The organism is Lentihominibacter hominis (genome assembly GCF_014385065.1).
Taxonomy (GTDB): domain Bacteria; phylum Bacillota; class Clostridia; order Peptostreptococcales; family Anaerovoracaceae; genus Lentihominibacter; species Lentihominibacter hominis.
Genome location: NZ_JACRTA010000001.1, coordinates 990,031 through 1,006,672 on the forward strand (window position 1 = coordinate 990,031; position 16,642 = coordinate 1,006,672).

Annotated in this window: 17 protein-coding genes; 13 read left to right on the forward strand and 4 right to left on the reverse strand. The window is 40.5% G+C overall.

The annotated features are described in order from the left end of the window. Positions 1–72 precede the first annotated feature (72 nt). From H8692_RS10910 to panC, 3 genes are all read left to right on the forward strand, one after another. Positions 73–1,029: a Rossmann-like and DUF2520 domain-containing protein gene (locus tag H8692_RS10910; RefSeq protein ID WP_346727745.1), complete on the forward strand. Its 957-nt coding sequence runs from the start codon at positions 73–75 to the stop codon at positions 1,027–1,029. 342 nt (positions 1,030–1,371) lie between these two features. Then, entirely contained in the window at positions 1,372–2,205 is an 834-nt protein-coding gene (gene panB, locus H8692_RS04630; RefSeq protein ID WP_177269783.1) for a 3-methyl-2-oxobutanoate hydroxymethyltransferase, read from the forward strand. A gap of 1 nt (position 2,206) precedes the next feature. After that, positions 2,207–3,058, forward strand: coding sequence for a pantoate--beta-alanine ligase (gene panC / locus H8692_RS04635; RefSeq protein WP_177269781.1), 852 nt, complete (start codon positions 2,207–2,209; stop codon positions 3,056–3,058). Positions 3,059–3,120: 62 nt separating this feature from the next. Here panC and H8692_RS04640 read toward each other — a convergent pair whose 3' ends face one another. Next, positions 3,121–4,278: an MFS transporter gene (locus tag H8692_RS04640; RefSeq protein ID WP_187525077.1), complete on the reverse strand. Its 1,158-nt coding sequence runs from the start codon at positions 4,276–4,278 to the stop codon at positions 3,121–3,123. A 350-nt stretch (positions 4,279–4,628) separates the two neighbouring features. Between H8692_RS04640 and H8692_RS04645 the strand changes: the two genes are divergently transcribed. The 5 genes from H8692_RS04645 to H8692_RS04665 all read left to right on the forward strand — a co-directional run bounded on the left by H8692_RS04645 (position 4,629) and on the right by H8692_RS04665 (position 10,302). Next, positions 4,629–5,192, forward strand: coding sequence for an ECF transporter S component (locus H8692_RS04645; RefSeq protein WP_346727734.1), 564 nt, complete (start codon positions 4,629–4,631; stop codon positions 5,190–5,192). Positions 5,193–5,203: 11 nt separating this feature from the next. Beyond that, a complete protein-coding gene (locus H8692_RS04650) occupies positions 5,204–6,340 on the forward strand; it encodes a pyridoxal-phosphate-dependent aminotransferase family protein (protein WP_177269776.1) in 1,137 nt (378 codons plus the stop codon). Between the two features lie 101 nt (positions 6,341–6,441). Then, positions 6,442–7,449 carry a helix-turn-helix domain-containing protein gene (locus tag H8692_RS10850; protein WP_283242289.1) on the forward strand — a complete coding sequence of 336 codons (1,008 nt, stop codon included), beginning with the start codon at positions 6,442–6,444 and terminating at the stop codon, positions 7,447–7,449. A gap of 91 nt (positions 7,450–7,540) precedes the next feature. Continuing rightward, entirely contained in the window at positions 7,541–9,199 is a 1,659-nt protein-coding gene (locus H8692_RS04660; protein ID WP_187525078.1) for a carboxylesterase/lipase family protein, read from the forward strand. A gap of 173 nt (positions 9,200–9,372) precedes the next feature. Next, the gene (locus tag H8692_RS04665) at positions 9,373–10,302 is read left to right on the forward strand and encodes an NAD(P)-dependent oxidoreductase (RefSeq protein WP_187525079.1); all 930 of its coding nucleotides are present in this window, start codon (positions 9,373–9,375) and stop codon (positions 10,300–10,302) included. A 94-nt stretch (positions 10,303–10,396) separates the two neighbouring features. On the opposite strand, the gene speB is transcribed toward H8692_RS04665, so the two are convergent. Beyond that, the gene (gene speB / locus H8692_RS04670) at positions 10,397–11,296 is read right to left on the reverse strand and encodes an agmatinase (protein WP_177269770.1); all 900 of its coding nucleotides are present in this window, start codon (positions 11,294–11,296) and stop codon (positions 10,397–10,399) included. A 138-nt stretch (positions 11,297–11,434) separates the two neighbouring features. Here speB and H8692_RS04675 point away from each other — a divergent pair, with 138 nt between their 5' ends. The 3 genes from H8692_RS04675 to H8692_RS10915 are packed head-to-tail and all read left to right on the forward strand — an operon-like array spanning position 11,435 to position 13,868. Further along, positions 11,435–12,100: a response regulator transcription factor gene (locus tag H8692_RS04675; RefSeq protein WP_187525080.1), complete on the forward strand. Its 666-nt coding sequence runs from the start codon at positions 11,435–11,437 to the stop codon at positions 12,098–12,100. Then, positions 12,101–13,492 (forward strand): sensor histidine kinase, encoded by a 1,392-nt coding sequence (locus H8692_RS04680; protein ID WP_177269766.1) that lies wholly within the window; start codon positions 12,101–12,103, stop codon positions 13,490–13,492. After that, positions 13,485–13,868 carry a PepSY domain-containing protein gene (locus tag H8692_RS10915; RefSeq protein WP_207722943.1) on the forward strand — a complete coding sequence of 128 codons (384 nt, stop codon included), beginning with the start codon at positions 13,485–13,487 and terminating at the stop codon, positions 13,866–13,868. The genes H8692_RS04680 and H8692_RS10915 overlap by 8 nt, the downstream gene beginning before the upstream one ends. A 15-nt stretch (positions 13,869–13,883) precedes the next feature. Here the strand turns inward: H8692_RS10915 and H8692_RS04690 are convergent, their stop codons facing one another. Together H8692_RS04690 and H8692_RS04695 are read right to left on the reverse strand one after the other, a co-directional pair. Next, on the reverse strand, positions 13,884–14,210 hold the full coding sequence (locus H8692_RS04690) for a branched-chain amino acid transporter permease (RefSeq protein ID WP_177269763.1): 327 nt from the start codon (positions 14,208–14,210) through the stop codon (positions 13,884–13,886). A gap of 23 nt (positions 14,211–14,233) precedes the next feature. After that, positions 14,234–14,944: an AzlC family ABC transporter permease gene (locus H8692_RS04695; RefSeq protein ID WP_177269761.1), complete on the reverse strand. Its 711-nt coding sequence runs from the start codon at positions 14,942–14,944 to the stop codon at positions 14,234–14,236. A 282-nt stretch (positions 14,945–15,226) separates the two neighbouring features. Here H8692_RS04695 and H8692_RS04700 point away from each other — a divergent pair, with 282 nt between their 5' ends. Both H8692_RS04700 and H8692_RS04705 read left to right on the forward strand, forming a co-directional pair. Beyond that, on the forward strand, positions 15,227–16,120 hold the full coding sequence (locus H8692_RS04700) for a hypothetical protein (RefSeq protein WP_187525081.1): 894 nt from the start codon (positions 15,227–15,229) through the stop codon (positions 16,118–16,120). A gap of 45 nt (positions 16,121–16,165) precedes the next feature. Further along, positions 16,166–16,600, forward strand: coding sequence for a hypothetical protein (locus tag H8692_RS04705; RefSeq protein WP_177269757.1), 435 nt, complete (start codon positions 16,166–16,168; stop codon positions 16,598–16,600). Positions 16,601–16,642: the final 42 nt, after the last annotated feature.

The following is a 16,642-nucleotide window of genomic DNA, read 5'->3' on the forward strand; positions in this document are numbered from 1 at the left end:
TTTTGAAACTATACCATATAAAATAGAACTGACATATTCATTTTCCGGGTACGGCAGAAAAGCCGGACGCTTATATCCGAAAGGAACGAGACGGAGGAACACAAGACACTCTCAGAAGAGGAGGTCGGTAGATTGAATATAGGGTTTATTGGAGCAGGAAAGGTGGGCTGCAGCCTCGGCAGATATTTTGCCGAAAGAGGGCATGAATACGGTCTTTGTGTAAAGGGCTATTTCAGCCGCAGCAGCAAGTCAACGAAAGATGCGGCACATTTTACAAAATCACAGGCGTATGATAATATGAAAGCTTTGATACGTGAGTGCAATGTTATCTTCCTGACAGTTCCTGACGGAAGTATTCAGGATACCTGGAATCAGGTGAAAGGATACGATATAAAAGGTAAAACGATATGTCACTGTAGTGGTGCAATGTCTTCGCTGGATGCTTTTGAAGGTATTGGAGAAACAGGCGCCTACGGATATTCTATCCATCCGCTGTTCGCAGTAAGCGATAAATATAACGCTTACCGGGAGCTGCCGGGTGTTTTTTTTACGTTGGAGGGAGGAAATATACTTTCCGGAAACGCAGAGAAAGAACATAGCCCCGAGTTCATCAGTCTTTGCAGGACGATGAAAAGCATGGGGAATCCTACAAGAATCATTGAAGCGGAAAATAAGACGACATACCATTGTGCAGCGGCTGTGGCCAGCAATCTTGTATGCGGTCTCATAGATCAGAGTTTGCAGCTGATGTATAGATGTGGGTTCTCTCAGAATGAAGCCGTGAAAGCACTGGCGCCTATATTGGTGGGAAACATGGCTCATATCGCAGATACAGATCCGACACAGAGTTTGACGGGACCAATAGAAAGAAATGATACCATAACTGTTCAAAAACATTTACAGTGTCTTCAGAGTGAAGATGAAAAGGAACTGTATCGAATACTGAGCCGCAGGCTTGTGCGAATGGCTCAAAGCAGACATCAGGACAGAGATTATGCAAAGATGAAGGAGATTTTGGCAGATAAATGAGTAAAGACTGCTTACAAGCAGTCAAATATATGAAATGCCACAGGCATAACCTAAAGACTGCTTACAGCAGTCAAATATATGAAATGCCACAGGCATAACCTAAAGACTGCTTACAGCAGTCAAATATATGAAATGCCACAGGCATAACCTAAAGGCTGCTTACAGCAGTCAAATATATGAAATGCCACAGGCATAACCTAAAGGCTGCTTACAGCAGTCAAATATATGAAATGCCACAGGCATAACCTAAAGACTGCTTACAAGCAGTCAAATATATGAAATGCCACAGGCATAACCTAAAGACTGCTTACAAGCAGTCAAATATATGAAAGGAAGAGGATGATGAAAAATACGGTTGCGAGTTTATTGAAAATGAAGGAAAATGGTGAGAAGATCTCAATGCTGACATGTTATGATTATTCTACAGCGAAGCTGATGGAGGCTTCCGGAATAAATATGATTCTGGTAGGAGATTCATTGGGGAATACAATGTTGGGATATAAAGATACGCTCTCTGTTACAATGGAGGATATGATCCATCACGGTGCTGCTGTTGTAAGGGGTGTGAAGCAAACATTTGTCGTTATGGATATGCCATTCATGTCATACCAGCCTTCTGTATATGATGCAGTCGTAAATGCAGGCAGATTGATAAAGGAAACGGGAGCCAATGCAGTGAAACTCGAAGGGGGAGCTGCTGTGAAAGAGCATATAAGAGCCATTACAGATTCAGGTATACCGGTAGTGGCGCATATAGGAATGACGCCTCAGTCTGTGAACGCCTTTGGCGGGTTCAAAGTTCAGGGAAAGAATGAAAAAGCAGCAGAGCAGATTTTGCAGGATGCATATGATGTTCAGGAGGCAGGCGCATTTGCAGTGGTTCTTGAGTGCGTTCCCGCCAAGCTGGCTGCACTCATAAGTGAGAAGCTTATGATTCCGACAATTGGAATAGGAGCAGGCGCCGGCTGTGACGGACAGGTGCTTGTATGGCAGGATATGTTGGGGCTTTTCAGCGATTATGTGCCTAAATTCGTAAAGCACTTTGCCAATGTGGGTGATATTATGGTAAAAGCTTTTAATGATTACGATCAAGAAGTTAAAGAGGGAACTTTCCCGGCACAGGCTCATGAGTTTAAGATAGACGATGAGATAGTAGAAAAGCTCAAGGAAAAATAAAATGATAATAGCAAATACGATAGATGATGTAAGAAAAAAAGTGAGAGAATGGAAAACGTCCGGATTTACAGTAGGTCTGGTACCTACCATGGGTGCGCTCCATGAAGGCCATGCATCTCTCATAAGTGCGGCTGTGGGAGGCTGTGACAGGGTGGTGGCCTCAGTGTTTGTTAATCCGACACAGTTCTCAGCGGGAGAAGATCTTGACAGTTATCCAAGAGATTTTGAAAGAGACTGCAGGATCCTCGAGAAAAAAGGCTGTGATATGGTGTTTCATCCGTCTGTAGAAGAAATGTATCCCGAAGGATTCGGCACTTATATTAATCTTGAAACGGAGATGACAAAGCAGCTTTGCGGAAAAAGCAGACCGGGTCATTTTAGAGGAGTTTGTACGGTCGTAAGTAAACTGTTCAATATAGTAGGTCCTGATAGAGCTTATTTTGGTGAAAAGGATGCACAGCAGCTGGCTGTGATACGCCGGATGGTAAAGGATATGAATTTTAATATACAGATAGTAGGATGTCCTACCGTAAGAGAGTCAGACGGTCTTGCCAAATCCAGCAGAAACATGTATTTGAATTATGAGGAAAGAGAGGCGGCTACAGTACTGTATAGATCTATAGAAGCAGCAAAGGCATTGATTCGTGATGGGAGCTGTATGCTCTCGTCGAAGGTGGTGGCGCTGATGACTGATATAATTTCATCCGAACCTGCGGCAAGAGTGGATTATATTCAAGCGGTAGATGGAATGACGCTGCTTCCCAAAGAATCCCTTGAAAAAGGAGATCTTGTTGCAATGGCTGTGTATATAGGAAAAACAAGGCTTATAGATAATTTTACTATTGGCGGATAAAGTTATGAAAAATACCTGTGGAATCTGATGTTTCAGTTTCACAGGTATTTTGTGTCATTAATTTAATTTTTGTCACATTTTATTGCAAAAGACCATGCGGTAAAAAGAATAGCTGATATTATTGCGATGAAATACGGAAGATGATCTGCGGCCACCTGTCCCAGAAGGCTGGCAATCAGAGAGATTATAAGCGGTGTTGTAAACTGCGCTAAGTATAAAGACATGGAAAGCAGAGGCATTACTGTTACTGCTGCTGATTTTCCTGCCTGCACAGATGCTGTTGAAATGATATAAGGTATTCCCAGTCCATTGGCGAAACCTATAAAAAACGATCCTAAAATGGCTCCTGTCCATCCTCCTATTGTCCAGAGTGCGGTATATCCCAATATAAAGAGGATAGGGGCGATGATTCTGGTGGTATGGCCTGCGCATTTTTTTATATGTATGAATGACAGACCTCCCAAGAAAGCAATAAAATCCATGCCAGCCATGATCGCAGCGATAAAATGCTGTGGGATAATCCCTTCTTTAGATGTTTCTATTGCGAATTCTGTAGGGTATATGAAGAATGTGAACATGAGAAGAAACATTGCTATAATGAATCGGTAGTATTTGACGAATATACCTGATTCTCTTTTTTCTGAGTCTTCACTTATGCGTTCATTTGGAAGAAATAATACACAGAAAACGATACTGATAAGTCCTATAAGGTAAACCAGAAAGCTCAGTCTCCAGCTTACTGACGCCAGAAGGCCTGCGATTAATGTAGATATGACACCTCCCAACTGGTTCATAGCAGAAGAGTATCCCATAAGCTTGTCTTGTTTGTCTTTTGTGTAATAAAAAGAAAGTAACCCTGTGGATAAAGGCATGATGATACCGACACCGATACCTACAAGAGAACGAAAAAAGAGTACAATGTAAATATTGCTGAAGATACCCGCTATACTGCCGCCGGCAACATAAAGTATCAGTCCCGTTATAAGCAGTCCTTTAGATCTGAAATGAAGGCATAGTTTGGGGAAAATGAAACTCATTATAACTATGAAAAGGGCCGGAATGCTTATTATCATCTGAGTAAGCGTCTGATTTGCATCACTGAAATATATCCTGATAGTATCAAGAGCAGGAGCCACGGCAGCCCCAGCCATGACAGTAAGAAGTGATAGTGAAAGAATTGTAATTGTAAGATTTTTTTGGCTGCTTTTTTTTGTAATCAAATTAAACCTCGCTTTCTTGAAATGATAAATGGCGGAATCAAAGTTTTCGCTTTTCTGCCGTATATTTTCTCTTTTGATACGCCAATATTACAAAACAATATATTAATTAAAACAAGAAAAGCGTAAATCCATTTGTTTGGACTTACGCTTTTGCTACACAACATTTGAATTATATCATAAGTTTTTAAAAACAATCAAACTGTATTTTGATTGTTTTTAAAAATGTACCTTTTGATATATTTTTGTATCTTATTTTGGGAATAAAATGAAAATTGTATATATAAAAATAATTAATTTTGTATATTTTGAACATATCAGTATTCGTGTATCATAAATGATGAAAAAATAATATGTATGCAGATAACAGAAAAGAGGAAATAATGAATACTAATGTGAATACTGTTTCGGCCCGGAGCAAAACGAAAATGTTGGTGATAAACGGCCTGTTTATCGCGCTTACACTTGTGGCAACGATGTTCATCAATATCAGGCTGCCCATGATAGGCAATGGAGGTCTGATACATTTGGGAAATGTACCGCTTTTTTTTGGTGCGTTCGTGTTTGGGAAAAAAACCGGAGCTATTGCCGGAGGAATAGGAATGGGTCTGTTTGATCTTATTTCCGGCTGGACAGCGTGGGCGCCTTTTACTCTTGTGATAGCAGGGCTTATGGGCTATGTGTCGGGAACTATTTCGGAAAAGCTGAAGATCCGTCCCGTCGTGGCTAATACTATAGCTGTTGCGGCAGCTCTTGCAATAAAAATTATTGGATATTACTTTGCGGAAGTGATTCTTTTCGGAAATTGGATAACTCCTCTCGGATCTATACCGGGAAATATCGTACAGGTAGCTGTGGCAGGAGCAATCGTTATACCTTTTGCAGGTAAACTGAAAAAAATAGCTATGAAATACTAAAGGAGGCAAGCATGTATAAGATAATGACGGCAGGTCCTACTCAGGTCCGTGAGAATGTTCGCATGGCCAGAAGTTTGGAGACTACCAATCCCGATGTTGATACGGAGTTTTGTGAGTTTTATAAGGAAACTTGTGATTTGCTCCGGGATTTGGTTCATTCTTCAGGTACGGCTTATATATTGGGTGGAGAAGGAATATTAGCCCTTGAGGCTGCCTGCGCTTCTCTTACGGAACCGAAAGACCGCGTACTTGTAATAGACAATGGTATTTTTGGAAAGGGGTTTGCAGATTTTGTAAAAATATATGGTGGACAACCTGTCTTGTTTTCGTCTGATTATCACAGACCGGTAAATATAGATGAGCTGAAGAGTTTTCTTGAAAAGGATAATGATTTTAAATATGCTACAGTAGTGCACTGTGATACTCCCAGCGGGGTAATAAATGATATTTCAAGAATATGTCCTCTTCTTGATGAGTATGGGATACTGTCAGTAGTGGATTCTGTTGCGGGGATGTTCGGGGAATATGTCAATGTAGATGAGAGCTGTATAGACATACTCTGCGGGGGATCTCAAAAGGTATTGTCAGCTCCTCCTGGACTGGCTATGGTATGGGTGAGTCAAAAAGCCGAAAAAGCTATGGAAGAAAGACATGTTCCTATAGCCTCATTTTATGCCAATATACTGACATTCAAAACATATTATCAGGATAAATGGTTTCCTTATACTATGCCTGCCAGTGATATCAACGGATTCAGAGCAGCTATAGATAATATTACAGCAGAGCCTGATATCGTGCAGAGGCATGCCGGTATAGCTGCAGCAACCAGAGAAGCTGTCACAAAGGCAGGTTTGGAGCTTTATCTGGACTATGGATTTTCAAATACTGTTACAGTGATCCGTGTGCCTGACGGGTTGACTGATGTACAGATATTATCCCTGATGAAGAATAAATATAATGTAATGATTTCGGGAAGTTTTGACATTCTTGCAGGTAAAGTTCTGCGTATAGGACATATGGGGGAGAACGCCAATGTAAGAGATATGGAGATGACGCTGGATGCTATGGACAAGTCATTGACAGAACTGGGAGTTACTCTTAAATGCAGTATGAAGGAAGCCTTTTCAGAATTTATCAGATGCAGGTGAACATGCAGCAGCAGTTGAGAAGAGATTTTTAAAAATGACAATTCTTCCGATTTGCATTATAATTATTATAGGATTTTTATGCAGATGTAGGGAGCTGTGAGATGTATATAAATATTATTTTTGCATTGTATATTATAGCAATGCTTATATCATTGGTGTGCTTGGTGTTTATCGGTCTGATACTTGTACGTAAAAATGACAGGGAAAATAAGATATATATATCAGTCAGAAGATTTGCTTCTGTTGTGTTGCTAACTGATTTACTTTATTTTATATTTTATTACCGTGAAGTTGTTTCTCGGGATTATGAACTTGCGACTCCATTTCGTATAGTGGATTATTTATTGTGTGATTTTTTGTTCTTTTGCTGGATACTTGTTCTGGCAAATATTATAAACAGAGATAAGCATAAACGTGTTGTGCAGGCAGGCGCAGCTGTAACGGCGGTCAGGATTATCTTTTCACTTATCATAACAATTGTATTCATGGGGCAGTATTACAATATTGACAATCCTGAAGTACGTCTGATATGGATGGTTTCGGAAGCATGTTTCATATTAATAACAGCATTAATAATAATATATTGCAGTATATATGGGATCATTGAAAGTGTCAGCCGTCTGAGGAGAAACTATATTATAGTTTGTTCTGTTTTGCTGCTGTTTTGGAGTGTGCTTCAGGGAATCATAGATATGGGACTGTTTGCTGGTAAATATGGTGTATCAGCGTGGGAAGTGGAGACTCCGGATTTCACCGGAGCTGTATTATTTCTTGTTAATCTGGCTACATGTGTGTTCGTTTTTCGTGAGGATTTCAGCCCGTTATTTTTCGGGGAAGATGTGTATGTGGCAGAAAGTGCTGATATAGATGAAAAACTGGATTTTATAGCGGCAGCTCATAAACTTACTGTCAGAGAACGCGAAGTGCTGGGACTGGTGTATATGGGAAATACTAATCCTGACATTGCCGAAGCTCTTTTCATATCTGTGAACACTGTAAAAAAACATATTCGGAATATTTACGAAAAGTTGGATGTAAAAAGCAGGTCGGAAGTGATACATTTGATAAACGCCAGGAACATAAAAAACGACGAAAAAAACAGGATATAATCAAATAGTACCCATTCGGGTACTGTTTTTTTTGAGAATTTTAAAGTAAGATACGAGAAAATCAAAACCCCTGATATAAAAGGAGGAGATCATGAAGAAGAAATTATTGTTTATCTTACTTTCGGCGTGTTTCGCTCTGGGATTATGCGGATGCGGAGGAGCAGGGACAGACGAAGCAAAGCTTACAGCCGATTGTCAAAACGGGAATTTTGTGGGAGAAGTTGATAAGGAGACAGATGTCATTGCCTTTAAAGGAATTCCATATGCTAAATCACCTACGGGAGATTTGAGATGGAAAGCGCCTCAGGCACCTGAGGACAGTGATGAAACTTTTGAGGCAAAGGAGTTTGGGAAGACAGCTACTCAGTATTCGTGGCATTCGGAACCGGCAGGAGAAAACGAAGCCGGTGTTGGGGAAGACTGCCTGACTCTCAATGTATGGACAAAAGATATGGACGCCGAAAATAAACCTGTTATGGTTTATATACATGGCGGAGGATTCGCATGGGGAGGGACGGCAGATCCTCTCTACAATGGATCTACCATTGTTGAGCAGCATGAAGATGTGATAGTTGTAAGTATGAATTATAGACTCGGCATGTTCGGAGAAATCGATTTCAGCAAAGTGCAAGGCGGTGAAGATTTCCCTGACAGTAAAAATCTCAGTATGCTGGATCTTATGCAAGGGCTGACATGGATACAGGAGAACATAACAAGTTTCGGAGGAGATCCAGAAAATGTAACTATATTCGGAGAGTCAGCAGGAGGAGCGTTTGCATCACTTCTTACAGCAAGTCCTGACGCGCAGGGTCTTTTTAACAGAGCCATAGCCGAAAGCGGATGTGTGAATCTGACATTTGATCAGGAAGATTTTGATGCTACGGGAACGACAGAAGCGCTTCTGGAAGCAACAGGTGCGAAGAATATGGATGATTTGATGGCAATACCTGAAGAGGAACTGATAAGGATCTATACAGAAGAAGATCTTGACGGTGAGGGAACAACTCTTAATGATTTGTATAACATGCCTTACAGAGGTCAGGAAGGCATCGTGGAAGAAGATCCTTATGAAACTCTCAGAAGCGGAGTAGGAAAAGATGTAGATCTTATGATCGGTACTAATGCGGATGAGTGGAGATACTGGATAAATGAAATGGGCGATGTGGAAATGACTGAGATGGATGAGGAAGGCATAGAAGAAAACATGGCCGTATACGAGGAGGCTGTAGCTGCAGAAAAAAAAGAGGAGGCTTACGCAGTGGCTTCTGACAGAGACAAAGAAAATCTTGATAAGTTTTTCCAATTAGAGCAGATCAAAGATTTGGATGAAATATGGCAGAACACGGAACTCGGAAATGAGACAGGTTTCAGGATGGGCGCTATAGAAGCTGCCTCATGCCATGCCGAGGCAGGAGGAAATACATATATGTATTATTTTGATATCCCATCCGATAATTTTGATTTTGTGGGAGCCTGCCATGCTTCCGAGGTTGCTTATGTATTCCATAATGAAGATGAGACAGGATTCAGCGGTACGGTAGACAAGGATCTGGCAGACCAAATCTGCGAAGCATGGGTGAATTTTGCCAAGACCGGAGATCCCAGCGTAGGAGATATTAAATGGACGAAATATAATATCGATGACAGAAATACTATGGTAATTACAAAAGACGGTCTTAAGATAGAAAGTGATCCTCTGGGAGATCAGAGACAGCTGCTTCAGCCGTTTGCAAAATATTATCTTAAATAGTTTGGATATAGCGGATAGGACTGTATTGATTTAAAATCAATACAGTCCGTTTTTTAGTAATGAAGAGAGACTTTTTGTTATCTCATCTATTTGTAAGATGATTGACGTGTGGATGTTTAATGAATATAATCGATGTAACAAAAAGCGCGTAAATGACAGAAAGGATATATGATATGAAGATAGCGGTTGTGGAGCCTTTGGCAGTAGAGAAGAAGGAATTCATGAAAATAGCAAGGAAAGCGGTAGGCGATGATGTGGATATAGTATACTGGGATACACGTACTGAGGACACTGCGGAACTGGCAGAAAGAGGAAAAGATGCTGATATTATCGCAATAGGCAATGTTCCCTTTCCAAGGGAAGTGCTGGAGAAATGTGAGAATCTTAAAATGCTGGCAGTAGCTTTTACAGGATTGGATCACGTGGATCTTGAATATTGCATGGAAAAAGGGATAACAGTGAAAAACTGCGCCGGATATGCTACCGTGGCAGTAGCTGAACTTACTTTTGGTCTGATTTTGGACGTTTACAGGAATATATCGGCATGTGATAAAGCAGCAAGGCTTGGAGGCACTAAAGACGGTCTTGTAGGATATGAACTTGAAGGAAAAACCATAGGTGTAGTGGGGACAGGTGCTATAGGTACGAGAGTTATAGAAATATCAAGAGCATTTGGAATGGATATAATTGCATATAACAGGACTTTCGGCAAGGTAAAGGGTGTAGCTTACGTAAGTCTTGAGGAAGTGCTGCGCCGCGCTGATATAGTTTCCCTTCATGTTCCTCTCACAGCCGAGACAAAAGGCCTTATAGGAAAGAAGGAACTGGATATGATGAAGCCTTCCGCGATTCTTGTAAATACCGCCAGAGGACCTGTAGTAGACAGCAGAGCATTGTCAGAAGCATTAAAACAAGGAGAGATAGCAGGGGCAGCTATAGATGTGTTTGACACAGAGCCGCCTTTAGACGGTAAGGATCCCCTTCTTACAGCTCCCAATACTGTGGTTACTCCTCATGTGGCCTTCGCAACAAAGGAATCCATGGTAAAGAGAGCGATAATAGAGTTTGACAATATCGCATCATTCATAAGAGAAAATCTGTAGTCATAGGTCAAGCATGAGTCATTATATTTTTATATCAAAGCAGTTAAAATAAAAAAGCTTCTGTATATGGAAGCTTTTTTATTATATGAATAAATTACTTACTGTGATGATTCAGTACCTCGTGTATTATTCTGAGAGCAGCCCAGCTTGTTATATCATTTATATCAAGCGGCGGAGCCACTTCTACTATATCCATTACTTTTACAGGAAGGTTTTTGAGAACGCCTTTCAGGATTTTGATGAGATCTATGGGATTGAGACCTCCACAAACAGGAGTGCCTGTACCCGGAACGAAAGCAGGATCCAGAACATCTATATCCAGAGTCAGGTATATGGCATCATAATCTTTGTAATGCTGTGAAAGTCTGGACACGATGTCAGATGCTCCTATATCATAGACTTCTTCAGCGCTGATAGTTATTATATCAGGATTGTCTTGGAGAATACTGAGCTCTGTTTCTTCTGCCACACGGACTCCTATGAATGTGAGATCTTTCCCTTCAACGATATTTTCAAGAGCACGAGCCTCTGTACATGCGTGAGACCACGGGTGGCCGTCGTATTCAGGGCAGAGGTCATAATGGGCGTCAAAATGTATTATTCCTATCTTTTTTCCCCGGAAATAAGTACCGAAAGCTTTGTGAAGAGGGATGGTGACGGAATGATCTCCGCCTAAGAACAGGCAAAATTTTTCTTTCTGCATCAGCTCAAAGGCATTTTTTTCCACAGAGTCAAAATATTTTTTCCAGTCAAGCTCTGCCCTCAGATCTCCTACATCATATAAAAGCCCTTTCTTTATAGGTCTGAATTCATCAGTAGTATCCGAAAGTTCTGCCGAAAGGCGGCGCAGATGATCGGGAGCCTTTGCGGCGCCTTTGTTGAGACTCACAGCATTGTCAAAAGGTATGCCCATTATCAGTATACTGGCATCTTCCATAGTATCTGCTGACCAGCGTAGCCATGAAGCTTCATTAAAATCCGATTTTTCCAACATATCAATACCTCCGTCTTGTTTTCTTTTCTTTCAGTGTATCTATTACAGGTGAGAAAATCAATAATATAAAAATAAAAACAGGTTTTTAATGATATTTTAATTTGAAACTGATAAAATCTGTGTCATAGGAGGAGGGCTATGAGAATATTGGTAGTAGAAGATCAGAAAGATCTCAATGAAATAATAGTGCGAAAGCTTACAAATGAACATTATAAGGTGGATTCGTGTTTTAATGGAGATGAAGCTTTGGCTTTTCTCAGTTGTGCTGAGTATGATGGAGTGATACTGGATATTATGCTTCCCGGAACGACGGGAATAGGTGTGCTTAAGAATATGCGGGGATTAGGAGATAAGACACCGGTTCTTTTGCTTACAGCTCTGGGAACAGTGGAGGACCGTGTGGCAGGGCTTGACGCAGGAGCAGATGATTATCTTGTGAAGCCCTTTGACTTTGATGAGCTGATGGCAAGAGTGAGAGCCATGATAAGGCGAGGAGGAGAACGCGCAAGCAGTATCATAACGTGTGGTGATCTGATTCTGGATTCATCTTCAAGACGTGTTGAGCGAGACGGCATAGAGATATCCCTTACAGCAAAAGAGTTTGATATATTAGAATATCTTATGCAGAATGAAGGGAGAGTGCTGTCCAGGGACAAGCTGTCTAATCATATATGGAATTATGATTATGACGGCGGTTCGAATGTTATAGATGTATATGTATATCATTTGAGAAGAAAAATAGACGATGGTTTTGATCAGAAAAAAATTATAACAGTAAAGGGCGCCGGGTATATGGTGAAGTAGATGAGCAGAATATCAGTCAAAGTAAAGATAACTATATGGTATACTGTTTTTCTGGTGGTTATCACAGGCGTATTTCTGCTTGTCATCACATATACAGGCAATATAAGAGCCGGGGAGTTGGCTCGTACAAAACTGGCGGATTCGGTTTCTGATGCCAGAGATGAGATAGGTACATTGGGAGAAAATTTCATAATAGATGAAGATTTGGACTTTTATGAGGAAGGGGTATATATAAGTGTATATGATGAAACAGGCGATCTCGTGGAAGGGCGCAGACCCATTGAAATTTCGGAATTTCCCGAGCTGAAAGATAAATATATGCATAAGCTGAAAGCTGACGGGGAGATATGGTATGTTTATGACAGCAGGTTTGAGATGAACGGAAAAGCAGTCTGGGTCAGAGGCATAGTAAAGGATTTTGCTGAAGGAGGGACATTTTCTTTTATTCTGAGATTTGCAGCGGTAGCGCTCCCGGCCCTTGTTGTAATCGCTGCGCTGGGAGGATATCTCATAACAAAGCGGGGATTCAGACCGGTTAGGAATATACTTGAGACGGCTTCTGAGATAAGCCATGACGGAGATCTTTCAAGAAGAATCGAAACAGAGGCCTCATCTGAGGCGTCAAAAGATGAGATATATAAGCTGGCGGGGGCATTTAACAGTATGTTTGACAGCCTTCAGAGTTCTTTCGAAAAAGAGAAACGTTTTACTTCAGATGTTTCACATGAGCTGCGGACTCCCCTTTCAGTTATTATTTCTCAGAGTGACTATGCTCTTGAAGACGAAGGGTATAGAGAGAAAGCTTTGAATGTTATAAATCGTGAAGCAAAAAGAATGGCTAATCTGGTGAGCAGGCTTTTGATTCTTGCCAGAAGTGATTCCGGTAAGCTGAGAGCCGAAAAGGAGAAAGTGGATTTAAGCGATTTGTGCGAAACTGTGGCATGGCAGCAGGAAAGTATAGCTCGGGAATGCGATATAATCATTAAAAGTGCGGTAGAACCGAATGTATATGTTTTGGGGGATGAAGCAATGCTTATTCGGGTTCTTCTTAATATTGTGGATAATGCTGTTAAATACGGAAAGCCGGGAGGCCATGTTGAAATACAGTTGGAAACGGTTGATTCGTGGGCATGCTGTACTGTGAAAGATGATGGGATAGGAATAAAAGAAGAAGACTTGTCAAAAATATGGCAAAGATTTTATCGTACTGAGGAAGCAAGGCGTGAAGAAGGCTCGGGGTTGGGACTTGCTATGGCAGAGGCTATGGTGAAGGCTCATAATGGAATAATAGAAGCTGACAGTGTATATGGGCAAGGAAGCCGGTTCAGAATTAAGCTCCCTTTGTATCAGGAGAGTGGGGAGTTTCCGAAAGGAGGAAATCAAAGTGTTTAAAAAAAATATATCTATAATGATTTCTGCAGCAGTTATCCTGTCGTTACTGTTGTTTACAGCTTGCAGCCATGATACGGAACACAGGTCTTCTGCTTCTTCGGAAGAAAAAAAACTGTATTCAGATCATCATGATAAAGACGGAGATGATCTGCATTACCTCCAGAGCAGCGCAGATGATATAGGAATGGATGAGGCTATAGATATTGCCGTGTCTAAAGTGCCGGGAGCCTCATCATCAGATGTGACTGAGATCGAGAGAGATTATGATAATGGCCGGATAGAATATGAAGGAGAGCTTTGGTACAATGGCTATGAATATGAATTTGAGATAGATGCAGCGACAGGAAATATACTGAAATGGGAAATAGACAATTAATATTTTATGAGGATATCAGAATATGAATTGTACAAGTATCATATAGAAAATCGTTCCCCCTGCGATTGAAAGCAGCATTTGGCGTTTCCAAAGGTGGAGGAGGACAACTAATATGATAGACAGCATTTCAGGAATTCCGTGGCTGCCTGCAAATATACTGACGTTTTTCAGACAATATATGATCAGAAGTCCGAATACAGCGGAAGGGAGTACGTTGCCCAGATATTGTATGTATTTTGGAGTAGGTTTTCCCGCCGGGAAAATTATAAAAGGGATAAAGCGTGTCAGCATAGTACCTAAAACTACCATGCCTACGGTGATCATCTGTTGTGTAAGTGTCATTTTATGAACCTCGTTTTCGGATTTTAGTCTTGAAGTTTATTTTCAAGAGGCTTTCGTATCAGCGTTAGGATGCCTAATATAGCCAGCATAGCAGGAATTATGAAATTATCAGAACCAAATAATATGAGACAGAGCAGCGATATGCCGATACCTATGAAAGCACTTGCATGCTGCTTTTCTTTTAGCCATTGTTCCATAAAAATTACAGTGAACATGGCTGTCATTACAAAGTCGATACCCTCTGTGTTAAAGTGTATCAGTGAGCCGAAGATACCGCCCAGAGTGGAACCGGATACCCAGTAAAACTGATTGAATAAAGTAACGAAAAACATAAACCATCCCCGATCTACGTTATCGGGGATGTCAGCTGTGTAGTTGATGGAAAATGTTTCATCGCACATGCCGAATATGAGATATATTTTTTTTGCGCCTGTGTCCCTGAATTTGTCAAGCATAGAAAGTCCGTAAAACAGATGGCGTGCGTTTATCATGAAAGCCATTGCAAGAGCCTGTATGGGATTGAAGGCACCTAACAACATATTTACCGTAACAAATTCAACCGATCCTGCAAATATTGTCATGCTCATGAACATAGGATACCAGAAACTGAACCCGGATACATTCATATATATACCATATGTAAGGCCGAGAAACCAGAATCCGGCGAATATAGGTATTGTATGGGGAAAAGCACACAGAGCGGCTTTCCGGATGGCTTTTATATCGTGAAACATTGTTTGCTCCTGAATTTTAATTATAATTCTAATACTGATGTTATTTGTATTAATGCTGTCCATTTAATATAAAGCCATAAAAATGGAAAAAAGTCAATTTGAGAAATGTAAAAACAGGGAGGAAAATAAAACGAAAGATATCTTCAGATGAAGATCAAAGCGTAAAGCGGTAATTCTAAGAAGAGATATGTAACCTGAGTAATGAGACTGCTACTTTACTAATTTTCGGGAAAGAGTATAATATATCGAGAGTTATATTATCGGCAATAAAGGGGGATCGTAATGAAAGCTGTAAAAATAATTTCTTCTGTAATATTAATATTGCTGCTTCTTACGGCAGAATCATTTGTAATGGGTATATTTTCTGTGGACAGAGCTGTATCAAAAGAGTCAGTATATGAAGCCATGGAGGAAAGCAATATAGTTTCAGAGCTTGTAGATGAAGCACTTAGTGAAGAAACTGTTAATATGGGAGGAACATATGGAGATATGTTAGATGCGGTTTTCCGTACTCAAGCCGTAAAAGATTTTCTTTCAGATTATATGACGGCAGTAATTGATGCGGAGTTGTATGGGAATATATATGAAGAGATAGGCAGCGATGAGTTTATGCAGGCCTTTTCTGAGGGAATAGATGAGGTCAATAAATCCGGATCGTATAATATCTCAGCCATGGAAAGCGAGTTTTTGAAACAGGCTGTACAGCGTAAAGCTCCTGATCTGACACAGAAGCTCAATTCTCAGGCAGATAGGTATGATTCTCTTGACGGAGAGGCATCGGAAAAGATGGCGGACGGGATACTAAGTGATATGGGCTTTCTAAGCGGTCCGGTTAAAGCCGTTTCTCTTTTAGTTACTGCTTTAGTATGCGCAGGTCTCATAGCTTTGTGCTGGACAAGCAAGCTGGGGTTTTTGTGGTGTGCTGTTGTGACAGCGTTGATATCATCTGTATTTTGGGGATTGCATTATCTGATACAAGGTGTCATAAGCATATCGGCATCAGATACAATGATGTATCTGATGATAGAAAAAGGTTTTGGCTCGGTTTATACGGCAGGGTTTATAATAGCCGCAGTATTCATGGCTGCTTTTATAATCTTCAGGATAATTTTCAGAAACAAGAAAAAAACGACACATAATGAAAATATTTCCTACACAGAAAGTACACACATATAATAAATAATAAGGTGAAATAATAATTATATGTGAGGTATTTTTGAAATGGAAAAGAAAAACAAATTTGTTAAAGGCAAGGCATCATGTCTTGTGAAGACGCTGTATATCATTGCTGCGGTTCTTATGGCTATATGTGCCTATATGATCGTAGTCAATATTCTGTACATCAGTAATTATGCGTCCAGTTATGGTGTAGCTGTTTCGAGTATGATGGTAGACGCAATACAATATGTTATAACAGGTTCTATAAGTTATTTCATATATGGCGTACTGGTTTTTAGTGCAGGTAAGATAATAAGATTGCTTCAGAGCAGAAACGAAGAGAGATCCGGGATTTCAGAATGTGAGATACAGGAGAGCGAGCGTGTTGATACTTTTGAAAAAACAGAAACGCCGGAAGATGAGAACCCTTCGGAGGAGGACATTCCTCAGTCTGAAGATGCAATCGAAGAAACAAAAGTCATTAACGAAGAAAAATAAAAATCAGTGCGGCAGCATAATGATTTTTTCAAAAATATAACA